Source organism: Candidatus Salinivivens marinus (genome assembly GCF_965655845.1).
GTDB classification, from domain to species: domain Bacteria; phylum Pseudomonadota; class Alphaproteobacteria; order Rhodobacterales; family Rhodobacteraceae; genus Salinivivens; species Salinivivens marinus.
The window spans coordinates 18,728-36,728 of sequence record NZ_CBFHHX010000006.1 but is presented as its reverse complement, the minus strand read 5'-3'; the positions used below and the strand labels follow the sequence as shown (position 1 = coordinate 36,728).

At 41.4% G+C, this 18,001-nt stretch carries 16 protein-coding genes; 13 read left to right on the top strand and 3 right to left on the bottom strand.

Going from position 1 to position 18,001, the window contains the following annotated elements:
- Nucleotides 1-4: 4 nt before the first annotated feature.
- Entirely contained in the window at nucleotides 5-964 is a 960-nt protein-coding gene (locus ACTF5Q_RS06720; protein WP_438953872.1) for an NADPH:quinone oxidoreductase family protein, read from the bottom strand.
- A gap of 132 nt (nucleotides 965-1,096) precedes the next feature.
- Here ACTF5Q_RS06720 and hisN point away from each other — a divergent pair, with 132 nt between their 5' ends.
- Nucleotides 1,097-1,921: a histidinol-phosphatase gene (gene hisN / locus ACTF5Q_RS06715; RefSeq protein WP_438953871.1), complete on the top strand. Its 825-nt coding sequence runs from the start codon at nucleotides 1,097-1,099 to the stop codon at nucleotides 1,919-1,921.
- Nucleotides 1,911-3,260 carry an 8-oxoguanine deaminase gene (locus ACTF5Q_RS06710; protein WP_438953870.1) on the top strand — a complete coding sequence of 450 codons (1,350 nt, stop codon included), beginning with the start codon at nucleotides 1,911-1,913 and terminating at the stop codon, nucleotides 3,258-3,260. Before hisN ends, ACTF5Q_RS06710 begins: the two co-directional genes overlap by 11 nt.
- Before the next feature lie 28 nt (nucleotides 3,261-3,288).
- On the opposite strand, the gene guaD is transcribed toward ACTF5Q_RS06710, so the two are convergent.
- A complete protein-coding gene (gene guaD, locus ACTF5Q_RS06705; protein ID WP_438953869.1) occupies nucleotides 3,289-4,626 on the bottom strand; it encodes a guanine deaminase in 1,338 nt (445 codons plus the stop codon).
- A gap of 123 nt (nucleotides 4,627-4,749) precedes the next feature.
- Between guaD and mgtE the strand changes: the two genes are divergently transcribed.
- The 8 genes from mgtE to betA all read left to right on the top strand — a co-directional run bounded on the left by mgtE (nucleotide 4,750) and on the right by betA (nucleotide 12,622).
- Nucleotides 4,750-6,141, top strand: a complete 1,392-nt coding sequence (gene mgtE, locus ACTF5Q_RS06700) for a magnesium transporter (protein WP_438953868.1) — start codon at nucleotides 4,750-4,752, stop codon at nucleotides 6,139-6,141.
- Nucleotides 6,138-6,707: a 5-formyltetrahydrofolate cyclo-ligase gene (locus ACTF5Q_RS06695; RefSeq protein WP_438953867.1), complete on the top strand. Its 570-nt coding sequence runs from the start codon at nucleotides 6,138-6,140 to the stop codon at nucleotides 6,705-6,707. The genes mgtE and ACTF5Q_RS06695 overlap by 4 nt, the downstream gene beginning before the upstream one ends.
- A 71-nt stretch (nucleotides 6,708-6,778) precedes the next feature.
- The gene (locus ACTF5Q_RS06690) at nucleotides 6,779-7,585 is read left to right on the top strand and encodes a TIGR00282 family metallophosphoesterase (protein ID WP_438953866.1); all 807 of its coding nucleotides are present in this window, start codon (nucleotides 6,779-6,781) and stop codon (nucleotides 7,583-7,585) included.
- A gap of 1 nt (nucleotide 7,586) precedes the next feature.
- Nucleotides 7,587-8,501 (top strand): DMT family transporter, encoded by a 915-nt coding sequence (locus ACTF5Q_RS06685; RefSeq protein WP_438953865.1) that lies wholly within the window; start codon nucleotides 7,587-7,589, stop codon nucleotides 8,499-8,501.
- 77 nt (nucleotides 8,502-8,578) lie between these two features.
- Nucleotides 8,579-9,328: a YebC/PmpR family DNA-binding transcriptional regulator gene (locus ACTF5Q_RS06680; RefSeq protein ID WP_438953864.1), complete on the top strand. Its 750-nt coding sequence runs from the start codon at nucleotides 8,579-8,581 to the stop codon at nucleotides 9,326-9,328.
- A 60-nt stretch (nucleotides 9,329-9,388) separates the two neighbouring features.
- Nucleotides 9,389-9,976 (top strand): LysE/ArgO family amino acid transporter, encoded by a 588-nt coding sequence (locus ACTF5Q_RS06675; protein ID WP_438953863.1) that lies wholly within the window; start codon nucleotides 9,389-9,391, stop codon nucleotides 9,974-9,976.
- Between the two features lie 3 nt (nucleotides 9,977-9,979).
- A complete protein-coding gene (locus ACTF5Q_RS06670) occupies nucleotides 9,980-10,903 on the top strand; it encodes a DMT family transporter (RefSeq protein WP_438953862.1) in 924 nt (307 codons plus the stop codon).
- A gap of 57 nt (nucleotides 10,904-10,960) precedes the next feature.
- On the top strand, nucleotides 10,961-12,622 hold the full coding sequence (betA, locus tag ACTF5Q_RS06665; protein WP_438953861.1) for a choline dehydrogenase: 1,662 nt from the start codon (nucleotides 10,961-10,963) through the stop codon (nucleotides 12,620-12,622).
- Between the two features lie 14 nt (nucleotides 12,623-12,636).
- Here betA and ACTF5Q_RS06660 read toward each other — a convergent pair whose 3' ends face one another.
- Nucleotides 12,637-13,845, bottom strand: coding sequence for a multidrug effflux MFS transporter (locus tag ACTF5Q_RS06660; protein ID WP_438953860.1), 1,209 nt, complete (start codon nucleotides 13,843-13,845; stop codon nucleotides 12,637-12,639).
- 177 nt (nucleotides 13,846-14,022) lie between these two features.
- Here ACTF5Q_RS06660 and ACTF5Q_RS06655 point away from each other — a divergent pair, with 177 nt between their 5' ends.
- From ACTF5Q_RS06655 to ACTF5Q_RS06645, 3 genes are read left to right on the top strand one after another with little or no spacing between them, the layout of a single operon-like run.
- A complete protein-coding gene (locus ACTF5Q_RS06655; RefSeq protein WP_438953859.1) occupies nucleotides 14,023-15,555 on the top strand; it encodes an acyl-CoA carboxylase subunit beta in 1,533 nt (510 codons plus the stop codon).
- A 51-nt stretch (nucleotides 15,556-15,606) separates the two neighbouring features.
- Nucleotides 15,607-15,966 carry a hypothetical protein gene (locus ACTF5Q_RS06650; protein WP_438953858.1) on the top strand — a complete coding sequence of 120 codons (360 nt, stop codon included), beginning with the start codon at nucleotides 15,607-15,609 and terminating at the stop codon, nucleotides 15,964-15,966.
- A gap of 3 nt (nucleotides 15,967-15,969) precedes the next feature.
- Nucleotides 15,970-17,970, top strand: a complete 2,001-nt coding sequence (locus ACTF5Q_RS06645) for an acetyl-CoA carboxylase biotin carboxylase subunit (RefSeq protein ID WP_438953857.1) — start codon at nucleotides 15,970-15,972, stop codon at nucleotides 17,968-17,970.
- Nucleotides 17,971-18,001 lie beyond the last annotated feature (31 nt).

The following is an 18,001-nucleotide window of genomic DNA, read 5'->3' as shown; positions in this document are numbered from 1 at the left end:
AATATTATATTTTTACGACAACTTTACCAGTGGATTTTCGGTTTTTGATTAATTCTAAGGCAGCTGTAGTTTCGGAAAATGGATATATGTGAGAGATATGTGGTGTCAATTTTTCTTGTGTGTATAATTCCATTAATTCTCTCAAGCTGTTGGAGAGAACCGTCGGGTTAAATTTCAAATAACCGCCCCAATTTAAGCCGATAACTGACAAGTTTTTTACTAACAGGTGATTTGCCGCAATTGAAGGGATATCCCCACTTGCAAAGCCTATGGTGAGTATTTTTGCCTCTGGTTTACAGGCCCTCATGGCTTCCTTGAATAGTTCTCCTCCGATAGGGTCGTAAACAACATCTGCACCTCCCAAAGATTTTACTACTTCAACTAGATTATCTGTATTCGTATCTATAAGCACATCGGCACCGAACTCTTGCGCTATTTTCAACTTTTCTTCTCCACGTGCCGCTGCCAAAACCTGCGCGCCAAAATATTTTCCTAGCTCAACAGCTGTGAGACCGACGCCCCCCGCAGCACCCAAAACCAATAATGTGTTATTTTTCTTCAAACCTGCGCAATGTTTTAATGCCAAATGGCTTGTTCCGTAGGCTACCTGAAAGCCGGCGGCCACCTCACTTGGCATTGTATCAGGAATTTCTATTAATCGGTCTGAGGGAAAATATCCATATTCTGCTAAGCCGCCTTGGCCTGCAAATACGGTTACACGAGTTCCAATTTTAGGTGATTTTGTATTAGGGCCGACAGCAGTTATTGTACCTGCCACTTCCAGACCCATTGTAAATGGAACATTGGGAGTATCTTGATACTGATTTTTCTGCATCAACAGATCTGCGAAATTCAAACCGCAAGCTTCAATTTTTAGTTCAACTTGTCCATGTTGTGGTTCCTGGCGAGGTATATCGCAAAACATCGCAGGTTTCTCAAAATCTACTACTCTAAAGGCTTTCATTTTATGCTTCCTATTTTACGAACAGTATTACCATGATGAATTTGGAGTCAAACCAATGGGACCAATAGGTTTTAGCAAACTTGTTTTTATTTTTTTATTAGTTTAGCTGTTTTTTTAGTAAAGGGCACCTCAATGACTAGTTTTCCAGTTCTGTCGAATAAAGAGAAAAAGGAATTAATCGAGTTAGCTAATGAGGCTGCAGATCGTGCCCGTGAAGCCATTCTCCCATATTTTCGAAAAAATATTGATGTCAATAATAAAGATAAGGAAGCTTTTGACCCAGTGACTGAGGCTGATAAAGCTGGCGAAGATGCTATCAGACAAGTTATTTCGTTTTATCGGCCAGACGATGGTATTTGGGGGGAAGAGAATGGAGAAAGCGAAAGTAACTCTGGATATAGATGGGTGATAGACCCAATCGATGGAACGAGAAGCTTTATATCAGGTACTCCAACTTGGGGTGTACTGATTTCTCTAGAACAAATTGGAAATGGTCCAATCTTGGGCATAATAGATCAGCCATATATTAAAGAAAGGTTCATTGGTGGTTTTGGCGCTTCGGAAGTGCAAGGACCTTTAGGAGTACGGTCTCTTCAGGTTTCGGCTACTGCATCACTTTCAGAAAGCAAACTTTTCACAACATTTCCTGAAGTTGGTACGGAAAAGGAAAAAATGGGTTTTTCTGCAGTTGCGCGAGAAGCCAAATTGGTTAGATACGGACTAGACTGCTATGCCTATGCTTTAGTAGCTGCAGGACAAGTAGATTTAGTTATTGAGGCTTCGTTAAATGCCTATGACATTCAGGCTCCAATCAGTGTCATTCAAGCGGCGGGTGGCGTTGTAACTTCTTGGTCGGGTAAACCAGCTCATCTTGGAGGACAGGTTATAGCAGCTGCTAACCAAAAATTGCATCAACAAGCATTAGATATTTTAAATCCTTATTCTGATGACAAATAAAAACCTCACAGTAATAAAAAATGCTGATTTAATTATTTCAATGGATGATGCTCGGCGGGTCCTTAATAATTATGATATTCTTATCTCTGACGGTCAAATTCAGAAAGTAGAGAAAAATATTAGATTGAATGGATTGGAAAAAGTTATTGATGCGGCTGGTTGTTTGGTTACTCCTGGACTCGTCAATACGCATCATCATTTATTCCAATCTTTGACCAAGGCAGTGCCCGGTGGTCAGAATGCTCTCTTGTTTGGATGGCTGAAAACTCTATACCCGATTTGGTCGCGCTTTGGGCCAGAAGAAATTCGAGTTTCTACAATACTCGGTCTTTCAGAGCTTGCTTTAAGCGGTTGCACCATGAGTTCGGATCATCTCTACTTGTTTCCAAATGGCGCGACTTTGGATGACACAATATTTGCGGCTCACGAAGTTGGCTTAAGATTTTATCCGACGAGAGGTTCTATGAGTATAGGTGAAAGTCAGGGTGGCTTACCCCCTGATAGTTTAGTTGAAAAAGAGCAAGATATAATTAATGATTGTATACGGTTAGTCGATAAGTTCAATGATACTTCACCTGCATCAATGATAAGGGTTGGACTTGCTCCTTGCTCGCCATTTTCGGTAACACGAGAGTTGATGAGAGACACTGCAGTGCTTGCCAGAGATAAAAAAGTTACTTTGCATACCCACCTTGCCGAGAATCAGGAGGATATTGCCTATTCTTTGGAAAAATTTGGCTGCAGGCCTGGACAGTATGCAGAAGAGCTAGGTTGGACTGGAAAAGATGTTTGGCACGCCCATTGCGTTAAGTTGGATAAGCAAGAAATAAATCTTTTTTCGAGAAGTCGCACGGGAGTTTCGCATTGCCCATGCTCTAACTGCCGCTTAGGTTCAGGCATAGCGCCCATTAATGAAATGCTAACAAGTGGCGTTAATGTAGGTTTAGGTGTTGATGGGTCCGCGAGCAACGACAGTGGTAGCTTAATAAGTGAAGCTCGTCAGGCTATGTTGCTCCAGCGCGTCAGCAACGGTGCAGATGCAATGTCAGCAATGGATGCACTAGAACTTGCAACACGCGGTGGGGCAGATATTCTTGGGCGACCGGAATGTGGCCGTATTCAAGTTGGTGCCCGAGGCGATCTAGCTATCTGGGATATTTCTGGGATTGATTCTGCTGGAAGCTGGGATCCCGCTGCGTTGTTACTTGCTGGTCCTAAAAATGTTAAGCATTTATTTGTAGAAGGACGCATTATAGTTTGTGATGGGAACATATTAACAGTTAACATGTCGGAAGTTCTTTCTGAAACCAAAAGGCTGGTTCAAGATTTGCAATTATAGTCAATTTAGGTTTTTTTCGAAACATCATTTAACATGAAAGTACGGTTTGCGCTTCATTAGAATAAACTAAATTGCCTGCAACAAAGGTTGCGGTAATTGCGCGGTCATCTCCCATCATCAGGGTTGGAAAAATTGCCCCCCATATGTTATCCGCTGACCTCACTCTTTGAGCTATAATACTAGTAGAATACAGATCTAAAGCTATAATGTCAGCATGATAACCTGGTTTAAGATTTCCAATTTCCTGATCTAAATGTAAACTTTTGGCAGATCCCATTGTTGCAAGCCAAAGTAGCTGAGCAGGGTGCAGTGTATTCTTGCGCAATTGCGCAATCTCGTAGCAAGATGCCATTGAGCGCAACATAGAAAAACTTGAACCACCACCTGTATCAGTTGCTAACCCGATCGTTATTCGTTGTTTTTGTAAATGCCCCATATCAAAAAGCCCTGAGCCGATAAAAGTATTTGATGTTGGGCAATGAACAACCCCAGCACCAATATCTTTTAATCTGTCTATTTCTCTTTTTTTTAAGTGTATCGCATGACCAAAAACTGCATTTTTACCGAGTAATCCAAACTGCTCATAAGTATCTAGGTAATCTCTTGCGTTTGGAAATAGAGACTGAACCCACTCAAGTTCGTCGACTTGTTCGCTGAGGTGTGTTTGCATCAGGCAGTCAGGGTATTCGGTCCACAATTCTCCAAGCATAGAGAGCTGTTCTGGAGAGGAAGTTGGTGAAAAACGAGGAGTTATGGCGTATCGCAGTCTTCCGTTGAGATGCCACCTTTGTATCAGGTTTTTGGATTGATCGTATGCTATTTGAGGAGTGTCTAATAATGCCTCTGGTGCATTTCGGTCCATGGCGTTTTTTCCAGCAACTAAACACATATTTCTGTTTTGGGCTGCTAAAAATATTGCATCGGTACTTTCAGGGTGAGTTGTACAAAAGGTCGACACAGACGTTGTTCCATTAGAAATTAAAAAGTCCAAGTAAATTTCTGCTATTTTTGCCGCATACTCGGTATTTCCGTATTTTTGTTCCTCCGGAAACGTGTAAGTATTCAGCCAGTCAATTAATCGTTTGCCCCAACTCGCGATTATTGGAGTTTGGGGATAATGAGCGTGCGCATCTATAAATCCGGGTAAAAGCAACTTATCATGAAAATCATGAACTTCTGCATCTGGGTTATTGGCTATAAGTTCATCAGGGCTTCCAATTTTTGATATCTTTGATCCAACAACTAAAATTGCGCTATTTTCAGCAATATTAACACTATCGCTCAATTCATAATGGAATGGATTTTCCATAAAATTTAAAACTGTTCCGATCAGAACTTTTTTATTATCTGCTGTATTGTTGTTCAAAAGGACGGCTCCAATGAATGCGATTGTTAAATCGATACTTTTTAAAAGGAATAGTGCTATTTGCATTGTTTTTGCAATAAACTTCCTATTATGCAGGTACATATTACTGCTTGGAGGTTTAAGATGCTAAATGATGAACAAAAAAATGAGAGCGATTTGGGTTCAAAAGATGCTTCTTACGTTATCGATAAGCAGAAAATGGCAATTGTGTTGTCTGCTCTTGCTAGTGGAAATAGAGTAGATCTCACTGAAGTACTCGAACCATTACACCCTGCTGATATTGCGGACATAATTGAACAGTTAAATACGACTGACCGAGCGCGATTTATTAGGTTATACGATACAGAATTTTATGGCGATATTTTATCAGAAATTGATGAACATATCCGAGAAGAAGTTATTTCAGAATTAAAGCCAGATGTTCTCGCAGAGGCTGTAAGAGATCTTGAAAGTGACGATGTCGTCGATATCGTCGAGGATTTGGAAGAAGAGCAAAAAGAAACTATATTAAGCGCGCTAGACGAGGGTGACCGAGTAGCAGTTCAAAGCTTACTAAGCTATCCAGAACAATCGGCTGGTCGCCTAATGCAGAGAGAAGTAGTGATGGCTCCAGAGCATTGGTCGGTAGGCATGGCAATCGATTTCCTGAGAAATGACGCTAATTTACCTGAACAGTTTTATCATATTGTCTTGGTTGACCCACGCTTACATCCTGTGGGCAATGTTTCTCTTGGGAAATTAATGTCATCAAAAAGATCGGTTCTACTGAAAGAAATCATTGAAGATGTTTTCCAGGTGATACCCGCTGATCAAGATGAAGCTGATGTGGCCTATGCTTTCAAGCAATATCATTTAATTTCGGCACCAGTGGTTGACATGGAAAACAGAGTTGTTGGTGTAATAACAATTGATGATGCAATGGTTGTTCTAGATGAAGAGTTAGAAGAAGATATTATGCTATTGGCTGGTATAGGGGATAGCAGCGTTAGTGATACTATCATTGAAACAGTTAGAGGCCGATTGCCCTGGCTGGCAGTAAATTTGGTAACCGCAATACTTGCCTCCATTGTTATAGCACAATTCGAGGCAACAATTGCGCAGTTTGTGGCGCTCGCAATACTGATGCCAATAATCGCCTCGATGGGTGGAAATGCTGCAACTCAAAGTTTGACAGTGGCTGTTCGAGCTATCGCAACAAAAGATATCTCGAGCACAAATATTGGTCGCGTTATTCGCCGTGAAGTGGGAGTTGGCATTCTTACCGGTTTGATCTTTGCTGTTTCGATGGGCTTGATTGGGGTATTTTGGTTTGGCACTGCTATGCTTGGCGTCGTCATTGCCATATCCATGTTAATAAATCTTGTGGTTGCAAACCTTGCCGGAACAACAGTACCGGTTATTCTGGAAAAATTGGGAATTGATCCTGCTTTGGCATCAGGAGCGTTCGTTACAACTGTAACAGATGTAGTAGGTTTTTTCGCATTTTTAAGCATTGCTGGGATTTTATTATTATGATGGATACCCAGGCTTTAAAAAATGATATTCGCAAAAAAATATTTGCAAAACGCAAGTTAGCCCGCAACGTGGGAGATACCACTGAGACAGTCCTTTTATCTTCTTTTTTAGAGGATTTTCGTGGCCATTCTGTAGCAGGCTATATGCCAATAAGGACTGAAATTGACCCACTTCCTGCTATGACTGAGATGTCATGTTATAGTAAAGTTGGTGTTCCAGTTATTCAGGAAATGAATAAGCCACTATTAATTGCTGAGTGGACGCCAAGCACCGAGATGACAGAAGGGCAATTCGGTGCAAAAGTTCCCGTGTCAAAGAACTTTTTCGATCCAGAATTATTAATTGTGCCTTTGGTAGCATTTGACCGGCAAGGTGGAAGGTTAGGGTATGGCGGCGGGTTTTATGATAGAACGCTGGAAAAACTTAAAATGAAGAAACCGGTACTCGCTGTTGGATTTGCCTATAGCTGCCAAGAGATTGAGCAAGTCCCATTGGAAATGACAGATCAGAGTTTAGATTTTGTTATTACAGAGAAGGCAGTGTTAGATCTTAGGTCTAAACCTTGATTAGGCTTTCAAACAAGCATAGTAAATGTTAGGCGCTCGGTAAGTTGGCCTTTTAAAGATTGGAATCTTTAATGAGAATTATGTTTTTTGGCGATGTAATGGGTCGGGCAGGGCGTTCTGCAATCATCAACGAACTGCAGAATTTGCGCTCTAAAAATGGTGCTGATTTTGTAATTATAAATGCTGAGAATGCATCCAGCGGTCTGGGGTTAAGTTCACAACATGCAATGGATATCCTGAGCGCGGGCGCAGATTGTATAACCTTAGGCGATCATGCATTTGATCAAAAAGATATGATGCAGTTTATTGAGAAAGAACCAAGGATTATTAGGCCATTGAACTATGCCAAATCTGCACCAGGTAAGGGCGCTAATATTTTTAGCGATAAGAGAGGCAGAAGAATTTTAGTTTCACAAATTCTCGGTCAAGTATTTATGAAAAGAACGTTTGATGATCCATTTTCATGCATAGATTCAATTTTGAAAAAGCACACCCTAGGTGGCTCAATACAAGCAAGTTTTGTTGATATTCATTGTGAAGCAACTTCTGAAAAGATGGGCATGGGACATTTTTGTGATGGAAGAGTGAGCGCCGTGATTGGTACGCATACTCACATACCCACTGCTGACGCAATGTTATTACCTAAAGGTACTGCGTACCAAACGGATGCTGGTATGTGCGGTGATTATGACAGCGTGATTGGAATGGAAAAGAGTGAACCATTACGTCGGTTTGTAACTGGGATGGCAAAAGGAAGGTTTTCACCTGCCACTGGCTCTGCTACTTTGTGTGGCGTGCTTGTAGAGACAGACGATATATCCGGAAAATCTTTATCTATAAAACCGTTTAAACTCGGTGGAAAAATAGCCACAACTTAGAATGAACGTTTCGTTAATTCCTTATATAATTTTAATTTTGATGGGGGCTGCGTGGGGCTTAAGTATTCCACTGACAAAGATCACTGTTTCTATAGGTTATGGTCAATTTGGATTAATATTTTGGCAATTTGTTATTGCTGTCATCGTCCTAGGATTTGTGCTAATCGTACGCCGAAAGAGGCCTCTTTTTGAGCGAAAAACAATTTTTCTTTTTACAGTTTTAGCTCTTTTGGGGACAATTTTTCCTAACTCAGCATCTTATGTGGCAACCTACTATTTGCCTGCAAGTTTTATTGCAATATTGATCGCGACCGTACCTATGTTTTCTTTTCCAATAGCTATGTTAATCGGGCTTGAGAAAAAAGATTTTAGGCGAATTTCTGGATTATTTATTGGTTTAATAGGGGTCGTTATATTAACAGGACCTGAGGCGAGCTTCCCAGACCGACATCTACTTATTTTTATACCACTGGCGCTTTTAGCTCCGTTTTTTTATGCAATTGAGGGAAATTATGTCGACAAATATGGCACTGCTGGCCAAGATCCCATGCAAACATTCACTGGGGCATCTATTTTAGGGACTGTTCTGATCCTACCAGTAACTATTTCTACAGGACAATGGATAGACCCCTTCCAACCTTGGCCTATAGAAAATTATACCCATGTAGCCTCATCTTGTTGTCATGCATTTGCTTATTGTGCTTATGTTTGGTTGGTCTCTCGTGCTGGAGCTGTTTTTACCGCACAAGTTGCATATTTCGTCACTGCTTGGGGCGTGGCCTGGTCTATTTTAATTCTGGGAGAGGAGACATCTCGGTACCTATGGCTCTCAGTAGCTTTCATGTTTTTTGGAATGTTTTTGGTCTTGCCAAAAAACAATCGTGTTAAAACAAAGAGCAACGTGAGGGTTCATTAATGGCAATGCATCGAATTTGTTCTTGCCCTAGCATTAAGCAGTTATTAAATAAAAGACGTTTTGATATGGAGGAATAAATGGCGGGTCACTCGAAGTGGGCGAATATCCAACACCGTAAGGGGCGCCAAGATGCCGCTCGATCAAAATTATTTTCCAAGCTTAGCAGAGAAATCACAGTAGCAGCTAAAATGGGTGATCCGGATCCGGAAAAAAATCCACGTCTACGTTTGGCAGTGAAGGAAGCAAAATCTAACTCAGTTCCAAAAGACGTTATAGAAAGAGCTATAAAGAAATCTTTGGCTGGCGACGGTGACGACTATGAGGAAATTCGTTACGAAGGATACGGGCCAAATGGAGTAGCTGTAATTGTTGAAGCGATGACCGATAATAGAAATCGTACGGCTTCAAATGTACGATCCATATTTTCCAAACACGGTGGAAATCTCGGTGAAACAGGTTCCGTTGGTTTCATGTTCGAGAGAAAGGGGGAGATTTTATATCGCCCTGAAGCTGGAGATGCTGATACGATAATGATGGCTGCCCTTGAAGCTGGTGCCGAAGACGTTGAAAGCATAAGTGAGGGCCATACAATATGGTGCGCTGATTTAGATCTCAATGATGTAGCTTCATCTTTGGAGACAGAATTAGGTGAGAGTGAGGCTACTAAACTTATTTGGAAGCCGACAACAACTACTGAACTTGATCTAGATTCTATGCAAAAACTTATGAAACTTGTGGATTCCCTGGAGGATGACGATGATGTGCAAAGGGTGACGACAAACTTTGAGGCATCTGATGAGGTTATGTTGGCTCTGCAAGAAATGTAATTTTAATCGGCATCGCATAAGCACGACTCTTAATAAGGTAATAAATTTTTGGAAAATTTTTTGTCTGGGTTTCTCCTGGGCTTATCACTCATACTTGCGATAGGTCCGCAGAATGCTTTTATCTTCAAAGCTGGTCTAATAAAGCGGTTTGTTCCTTTATTATGCCTGGTATGCGCAGCTTCTGACGCCATTTTGATACTCTTCGGTGTCTTTGGTGTTGGAGTATTTTTTGAAACATTTCCCAACTTGACTGGCTTTATTGCCTATGCAGGTTCTGCATTTCTATTTTTTTATGGTTTTTACGCGATCAAATCAGCAATTAAGGGTGGTAAGAGTTTAGAGGCAGACGGTGTACTTAAATCTCCATACAAGGCCGTTATTTCATGTTTAATGTTAACCTGGCTAAACCCTCACGTTTATCTTGATACAGTAGTACTTCTGGGAGCTATCGCCAATCAAAGTAAGGATCCGTTGCTATTTTCAGTAGGGGCTGTTGTTGCCAGTTTTGTTTTCTTTTTTAGCTTAGGTTTTGGGGCTAGGTTACTTAGACCACTTTTTCGTAATGAGAAATCATGGCGTGTATTAGATGTTTTTATCGCTCTAGTTATGTGGTCTATTGCTTTGTCGCTAATACTGGGAAACTATTAAGCTATGGCGGGTCAAAAAAATATGGTTACTAGAGTTAATCAGCCAGAAATTCTTGGAATACTCTGGATGGTATTGACGGGACTACTTTTCCTAGGAGTAACTGTTCTTGTAAAAATTTTAGGACCCAGAGTGCCGGCTCCTGAGGCGGCATTTTTGCGTTACTTGCTGGGTCTAGTATTGCTGATCCCAATGTTAAAAACATCTCTGAAGGATAAATTAGACTCTGTGTTATGGGTCAATTTCATAGCAAGAGGGATTTTCCATACTTTGGCTGTTGTGCTTTGGTTTTTTGCTATGACGCAAATTCCTATAGCGGAAGTTACCGCGATGAACTACTTATCACCGGTTTATGTAGCGCTGGGTGCCGTATTGTTTTTAAATGAAAAAATGGCAATTCGCAGAGTTCTTGCTGTTATTTTTGCATTAGTCGGTGCTTTGGTCATCCTGAGGCCTGGGTTTCGAGAAGTCAGTGTGGGGCATGTTGCAATGATGGGTACTGCGATATTCTTTGCAGGTTCATATCTCTTTGCTAAGCACCTCACAAATCGGGTAAGCGCCGAGACAGTAGTAATCATGCTATCTATACTGGTCACAATAGGTTTATTTCCACTTGCATACATCGTTTGGGTGCCGCCGAGAGTGGATGAACTAATGATCCTTTTCGGGGTCGCAGTTCTGGCTACTTTGGGTCACTATACCATGACCAAAGCCTTTATGGCAGCACCAGTTACGGTGACACAACCGGTCACATTTTTACAGCTAATTTGGGCGATTTCCGTTGGTGCTCTGTTTTTCAACGAAAATATAGATCCTTTTGTTATCGCAGGCGGCATTATAATAGTTTCCTCGGTAAGTTTTATGACTTGGAGGGAAGCGGTGTCAAAAAAGAAACAAGTCACACCTGTGACCCATGAGACGAAGTTGTAACAATTGTCTTATATCAAAGTGTATGTTTAATCTGGCGGTCAGGAGTGATTAATCATCATGGAAGCAGACTATATAATCGTTGGTGCCGGTAGTGCCGGTTGTGCAACTGCTTTCAGATTGTGTGAAGCTGGTCATCGGGTAATAGTTCTGGAATATGGAGGCAGTGATAGAAGCCCTCTCATTCAAATGCCAGGAGCATTAAGTTATCCAATGAATATGCCTAAATATGATTGGGGCTTTTTTTCAGAACCGGAACCCTATTTGAATGGTAGGAGTCTAGCTTGTCCTCGCGGCAAAGTTGTTGGTGGTTCCTCAAGTATTAATGGAATGGTGTATGTTCGGGGACATGCTTTGGATTATGATACATGGGCCGAGATGGGTGCGTCAGGATGGGCCTATGCTGACATTTTACCTTATTTTAAAAAGCTAGAGAGTTGGAATTCAGCCGGTCACGGTGGTGACCCAGCATGGCGAGGAAAATCAGGGCCACTTCATGTAACTCGAGGGTCAAGATCAAATAAATTAGTAAAAGCATTTGTAAATGCCGGCTGTGAGGCAGGTTATGAGGTGACTGATGATTATAACGGGAGAAAACAGGAAGGTTTTGGCCCAATGGATCACACCATCTTTCAGGGTCAACGTTGGTCAGCTGCCAAAGCGTATTTGCGACCAGCAATCAAAACGGGTTTATGTCGGCTGGTTTCAGGTTTTGCACGAAAAATTATAATTGAGAATGGTAAAGCCACGGGAGTCGAATATGATGACATTAGTCAGGCAAAAGCCGTCTTGAATGCTAGTAAAGAAGTGATTTTATCTGCTTCCTCTATAAATTCTCCAAAATTGTTAATGTTATCGGGTATTGGGCCTGCTAAACATTTAAAAGAGAACGGAATTGAAGTCGTGGCAGACCGTCCTGGTGTTGGCCAGAATTTGCAAGATCATCTGGAATTATACATACAGATGGCAGCCAATGAACCTGTAAGTTTGTACAAATATTGGAATTTATTAGGTAAAGCCTACGTTGGACTAAGATGGATGATAAGTAAAACAGGACCAGGAGCGTCTAATCAGTTTGAAAGCGCCGCTTTCATTAGAACAAAAGCTGGTGTTAAGTATCCTGATATTCAGTATCATTTTCTTCCGATTGCTGTACGGTATGACGGAAAGGCTGCAGTAAATGGGCATGGTTTTCAAGCGCATGTTGGTCCAATGCGAAGTCCATCTCGTGGATCGGTTTCTCTCAGGTCAAATGACCCTTATGATCATCCGGCAATATTATTTAATTACATGTCCACTGAGAAGGACTGGGATGATTTTCGAAGATGTATTCGCCTGACTCGAGAAATTTTTGAGCAGCCTTCGATTAAAAAATTTATAAAGTATGAGATTCAGCCTGGTGATAGTCTGCAAACTGATGATGAACTTGATGAATTTATCTCGCAAAATGTAGAAAGTGCTTACCACCCATGTGGCACTTGTAAGATGGGTGACATAAGTGACCCTATGGCAGTAGTTGACAAATTCACAAAAGTTATCGGTATTGAAAAATTGAGAGTAGTTGATAGCAGTATATTCCCACAAATAACCAACGGTAACCTAAATGGTCCAACTATAATGGTGAGTGAAAAAGCAAGTGACCATATTTTAGGTAAAGATCCAATGCCTCGTGCTAATGAAAATGTTTGGGTGCATCCCAATTGGAAAGATCAGCAGCGGTAATAGTATGAACCGTTTCAAGCACTAAGCTGACTGTTACGTCTTATCACGTAAAAAGTGCATAAGAGGCCGAGGAAGGCAGATATCAACATTAAGCTAATCAGTGGTATTTCAGTACTACTACCAGTCAGCAAAATTCCAGCCATAGCTGATAGTATAGAGCCAAGACCTATCATTATTGACCCTCCCAAACCAGAAGCTGTTCCCGCCAATTTAGGGTTGATTGATAATAATCCTGCATTAGCGTTCGGTAAAGAAATTCCATTTCCTAATCCTACTAATGTCATTGTGCCAAAAAAACTCCATTCCGAGCCAAATCCCAGAATACTTAAAGCAAGTGATAACACCATGCCTGATACGTTTATGAGCATACCGATCGATATCATGGGGTCTATCCCAACCTGAGTCGAAAACCGACCTGCCAGATAATTACCAACAAAATAACCTATCGCAGGTGCTCCAAAGAAAACTCCTAATTTTTCTGGTGGTAGGTAAAAAACTTCTGAAGCTACGTATGGAGCACCTCCAAGATATGCGAAAAAGGTACCAGCACCTAGGCCTGAGGCTACGGAATAAGCCCAAAAGCGACGTGATTTTAGCAATGTGGGATAATCATTAAATTGTTCAAAAATGGAAGAGCTACGGTCTAGAACAGTTTCGCCAAGATCGAAGTAAACTAGGACAAAAGTTATGAGGCCCGCGAAGGCTAAAGCCCAAAAATTATACTCCCAGCTGAGGTATGCATCGATAAACCCGCCAACGCCAGGGGCCACCATAGGGACGAGTGCCATGCCCATCGTTACATAACCAATTTTGGAACCAGCTAAATTTGCTTCGGTTGTATCCCGTATAACTGCTCTGGATAAAACAATAGTTACAGCTCCGCAGGCTTGAAATACTCTTGCCGTTAGTAGCCAGAAAACTGTGGGTGCGTAAATACACCAAATAGAAGAAATAATAAAAACTGCTAGTGAGGTCAGAATGACTGGTCGTCGTCCGTATAAATCTGAGATGGGCCCAACGAATATTCCAATAACAGCGCTTGCTGCGAGATATAGGCCTACGGTTAGGCCCAAAGTTGCCGTTGACGTATTAAAATGATCAGCCATCGATGGAAGGCTTGGTAGAAATATATTCATAGCCATGGCAGAAATGCTAGCTAGTACTACGAGAGTAAACGTATGTGGTTGTGATTTTTTATCTAAAAACCGAGCAGTCTCTAACATTGTCATTCAAACCCGATATACGCGATGTTGATAATTGTCCAGATATCATAAGACAATAAATGCCTCACAGATTTCCGGTAACTATTGATGCTTCGAACAACTGACGTTGCGGAAATAAATCTTCCATTTATCCTTAGTTATGTCTACAAACTAGCGAGCTGAATTTTGAGGTTTTTGATGAAAGACGTTTTGCAAGAATTAAAAAAGAGAAGAGAAAATGCGCGTCTGGGTGGAGGTATAGATCGCATAGAAGCCCAACATTCTAAAGGAAAGTTAACGGCTCGCGAACGAATTGAAATTCTTATGGATCAGGATAGTTTCGAAGAGTTTGACATGTTTGTTACGCATCGTTGTAATGATTTTGACATGGAACAATCTAAAACTGCCGGTGATGGGGTTGTGACAGGCTGGGGCACTATAAATGGTAGAATGGTGTATGTTTTTAGCCAAGATTTTACAGTTTTTGGAGGGTCTTTGTCTGAAACGCATGCGCAAAAAATCTGTAAAATAATGGATATGGCAATCCAAAATGGAGCACCGGTCATTGGGCTTAATGATTCTGGCGGAGCTCGAATTCAAGAAGGCGTGGCATCTCTTGCTGGCTATGCAGAAGTTTTCCAACGCAATGTAATGGCCTCAGGAGTAATCCCTCAGATATCAGTGATCATGGGGCCGTGTGCTGGCGGTGCTGTCTATTCACCCGCGATGACCGACTTTATATTTATGGTGAAAGATAGCTCTTACATGTTTGTGACTGGCCCAGATGTTGTTAAAACAGTTACTAATGAGGTAGTAACCGCGGAAGAACTTGGTGGTGCATCAACTCATACAAAAAGATCATCTGTTGCAGATGCAGCATTTGAAAACGATATCGAAGCTTTGCTTGAAGTACGGAGGCTCGTCGACCTCTTACCTTTAAATAATCGCGGAAAAGTACCCGTGCGGCCATTTTTTGATGACCCAAATCGGATAGAGTCGTCTTTAGACACATTAATACCGGATAACCCAAATACCCCGTATGATATGCAGGAGTTAATTGAAAAGTTAGCGGATGAAGGTGATTTCTACGAAATACAAGGTGAATTTGCAAAAAATATAATTACGGGTTTTGTTCGCTTGGAAGGTCAGACAGTTGGTGTCGTTGCAAATCAACCAATGGTGTTAGCTGGATGTCTGGATATTGATAGTTCGAGAAAAGCGGCTCGATTTGTTAGGTTTTGTGATGCATTTGAAATCCCAATCCTAACTTTAGTAGATGTTCCAGGATTTCTACCGGGTACGTCACAGGAATATGGCGGCGTTATCAAGCATGGTGCGAAATTGCTATTTGCTTACGGCGAAGCAACAGTTCCAAAAGTTACTGTTATAACTCGAAAAGCCTACGGGGGAGCATATGACGTCATGTCATCGAAGCATCTAAGAGGAGACTTTAATTATGCATGGCCTACTGCTGAAATTGCTGTGATGGGTGCAAAAGGTGCAACAGAGATAATCCATCGCGCGGATTTAGGTGATAAGGAAAAGATTTCAAAGCATGCTCAAGAATATGAGGATCGCTTCGCCAACCCATTTATCGCTGCGGAAAGAGGCTTTATAGATGAAGTAATTCAACCACGCTCCACTAGAAAACGGGTATCCCGTGCGTTTGCAGCTTTGAGGAATAAAAAATTAAAAAATCCGTGGAAAAAACACGATAATATACCTCTTTAACTGAAAGACCTATATGCATATTAAATTGTTTTTCTTGGATTTTTTAACACTATGATGAAGCACAGAGGATTTCCATCACGCTTGCCCGGAACAGACTATCAATTTACTATCCGAAGGCCTAATCCTAAGGGGGTCACACCGATTGTAGAGCGGGAACGGTACAGAGACCGTAAGTCAGCTGACAAAAGAGCGGATAATGGTTTTGTTAGAGCTTTGATGGAACAGTTTTGGGATCAGCCTTTTGAAAGAGGTAATTTGGATGCCGGTCGTTTAAGTTGGCTGTTTGGACGAGAAGTTAAAGCATATGAGGACGAATTTGACGCCAAATCATATGAGGCAAAGCTTATTTTAGATCTCAATTTGATAAAAATTAATTTTCCTGAAACCTTTGATTCCGATCAGAGAGGATGAACGATGTTTGATAAAATATTGATAGCCAATCGAGGTGAAATCGCTTGCCGCGTAATAAAAACAGCAAAACAAATGGGAATTAAGACTGTCGCTGTTTTTTCCGATGCGGACAGGAACGCTTTGCATGTGCAATTGGCAGATGAGGCAGTCAATATTGGACCACCTCCAGCCAATCAATCGTACATCGATATAGAAAAGGTAACCTCTGCAGTTAAAAAAACTAATGCTCAAGCTGTTCATCCTGGCTATGGCTTCCTATCTGAGAATGCAAAGTTTGCTAAGTCATTATCTGATATCGGCGTAACGTTTATTGGACCACCCCAGAATGCTATCGAAAGTATGGGTGACAAAATCACATCGAAAAAGATTGCACAGGAAGCTGGAGTGAATACGGTTCCAGGTTACATCGGTGTAATAAAGGATGAGGATGAGGCTCTAAGTATAAGTGAGAAGATCGGTTATCCTGTAATGATCAAAGCTTCTGCAGGTGGCGGTGGTAAAGGGATGAGGATAGCCTGGAACGATACCGAAGTGAAAGAGGGCTTTCAGTCCTCAAAAAATGAAGCGGCCAGCAGCTTTGGAGATGATAGGATCTTCATAGAAAAATTTGTAACCCAACCTCGACATATAGAAATCCAAGTGCTGGCAGACACTAAAGGTAACTGTATTTATTTAGGAGAGCGGGAATGCTCTATACAGCGAAGAAATCAAAAAGTAGTTGAAGAAGCACCAAGTTCTTTTCTAGATGAAAATACCCGTAGAGAAATGGGTGAGCAAGCTTGCAACCTAGCAAAAGCAGTTGGGTATTCCAGTGCAGGAACTGTGGAATTTATAGTAGATAAAGACAAAAACTTCTATTTTCTGGAGATGAACACTCGGTTGCAGGTTGAACACCCTGTAACTGAGCTAATAACCGGCATAGATTTAGTGGAGCAGATGATATTAGTGGCTACTGGCAAACCTTTATCAATCACCCAAAAGGATATAAAGCTGACAGGCTGGGCAATAGAGAGCCGCCTCTATGCAGAGGATCCCTATCGAAATTTTCTACCATCAATTGGAAGATTAACCCGCTATCGACCTCCTGCTGAAATAAAGGATAAACATTCTATTGTCAGAAATGATACAGGCGTTTACGAAGGTGGCGAGATCTCTATGTACTATGATCCTATGATCGCAAAACTTTGTACTTGGGCTCCTGATAGGGCGAAAGCTATTGAGCAAATGCGGATTGCTCTTGACCGATTTGAGGTGGAGGGCATTGGGCATAATTTGCCGTTTTTATCTGCTGTCATGGATCATAAAAAGTTTATTTCTGGTAAGATCACTACCGCATTTATTGCTGAGGAGTATTCAGAAGGTTTTAATGGTGTTGATTTAAGTGATGATAAGATAAAAGATCTTGCAGCATGTGCTGCGGCTATGAATCGTGTAGCAGAAATTCGGAGGACAAAAATCTCTGGTAGGATGGATAATCACGAAAGACGTGTTGGTGATGACTGGGTGGTCCAAGTTGCTGGGAAAGTGTTTTTGGTGAATGTAATAGCTGATACCGCTGGAGCAAATGTAATTTTTGAGGATGAAACATCCATTCGTGTTTCTGGAGACTGGTTGCCAGGAAAAAAATTAGCAAATATGACAGCTGGTGATAAAAATTTAGTTATTAAAATCAACAAGGTAACGGGCGGTTTCAGAATGCGCACCAGAGGAGCGGATTTAAAGGTTCTTGTCAGGTCGCCTAGACAAGCGGAACTATCGAAACATATGCAAGAAAAGCTTCCGCCTGATACTTCCAAAATGTTGCTGTGCCCAATGCCAGGATTAATTGTAAAGATTGATGTTGAGATAGGGCAGGAGGTCCAAGAGGGTCAGCCATTATGTACCGTTGAGGCGATGAAAATGGAAAATATTTTAAGAGCAGAACGTAAAGGCGTTGTAGCTAAAATTAATTCTAGTGTTGGAGATAGCTTGGCCGTTGATGATATCATACTTGAGTTCGGCTGAGAATCCTATGTTCATTGCAAAATATAGATTT

Bases quoted from the DNA above. Each gene is read 5' to 3' on its own strand.
- ACTF5Q_RS06690 (WP_438953866.1), top strand. From the start codon at position 6,779: ATGAGAATTATGTTTTTTGGCGATGTAATGGGTCGGGCAGGGCGTTCT.
- betA (WP_438953861.1), top strand. From the start codon at position 10,961: ATGGAAGCAGACTATATAATCGTTGGTGCCGGTAGTGCCGGTTGTGCA.
- ACTF5Q_RS06685 (WP_438953865.1), top strand. From the start codon at position 7,587: ATGAACGTTTCGTTAATTCCTTATATAATTTTAATTTTGATGGGGGCT.
- ACTF5Q_RS06645 (WP_438953857.1), top strand. From the start codon at position 15,970: ATGTTTGATAAAATATTGATAGCCAATCGAGGTGAAATCGCTTGCCGC.
- ACTF5Q_RS06680 (WP_438953864.1), top strand. From the start codon at position 8,579: ATGGCGGGTCACTCGAAGTGGGCGAATATCCAACACCGTAAGGGGCGC.
- ACTF5Q_RS06720 (WP_438953872.1), bottom strand. From the start codon at position 964: ATGAAAGCCTTTAGAGTAGTAGATTTTGAGAAACCTGCGATGTTTTGC.
- ACTF5Q_RS06695 (WP_438953867.1), top strand. From the start codon at position 6,138: ATGATGGATACCCAGGCTTTAAAAAATGATATTCGCAAAAAAATATTT.
- ACTF5Q_RS06650 (WP_438953858.1), top strand. From the start codon at position 15,607: ATGATGAAGCACAGAGGATTTCCATCACGCTTGCCCGGAACAGACTAT.
- hisN (WP_438953871.1), top strand. From the start codon at position 1,097: ATGACTAGTTTTCCAGTTCTGTCGAATAAAGAGAAAAAGGAATTAATC.
- ACTF5Q_RS06655 (WP_438953859.1), top strand. From the start codon at position 14,023: ATGAAAGACGTTTTGCAAGAATTAAAAAAGAGAAGAGAAAATGCGCGT.
- mgtE (WP_438953868.1), top strand. From the start codon at position 4,750: ATGCTAAATGATGAACAAAAAAATGAGAGCGATTTGGGTTCAAAAGAT.
- ACTF5Q_RS06710 (WP_438953870.1), top strand. From the start codon at position 1,911: ATGACAAATAAAAACCTCACAGTAATAAAAAATGCTGATTTAATTATT.
- ACTF5Q_RS06670 (WP_438953862.1), top strand. From the start codon at position 9,980: ATGGCGGGTCAAAAAAATATGGTTACTAGAGTTAATCAGCCAGAAATT.
- ACTF5Q_RS06660 (WP_438953860.1), bottom strand. From the start codon at position 13,845: ATGTTAGAGACTGCTCGGTTTTTAGATAAAAAATCACAACCACATACG.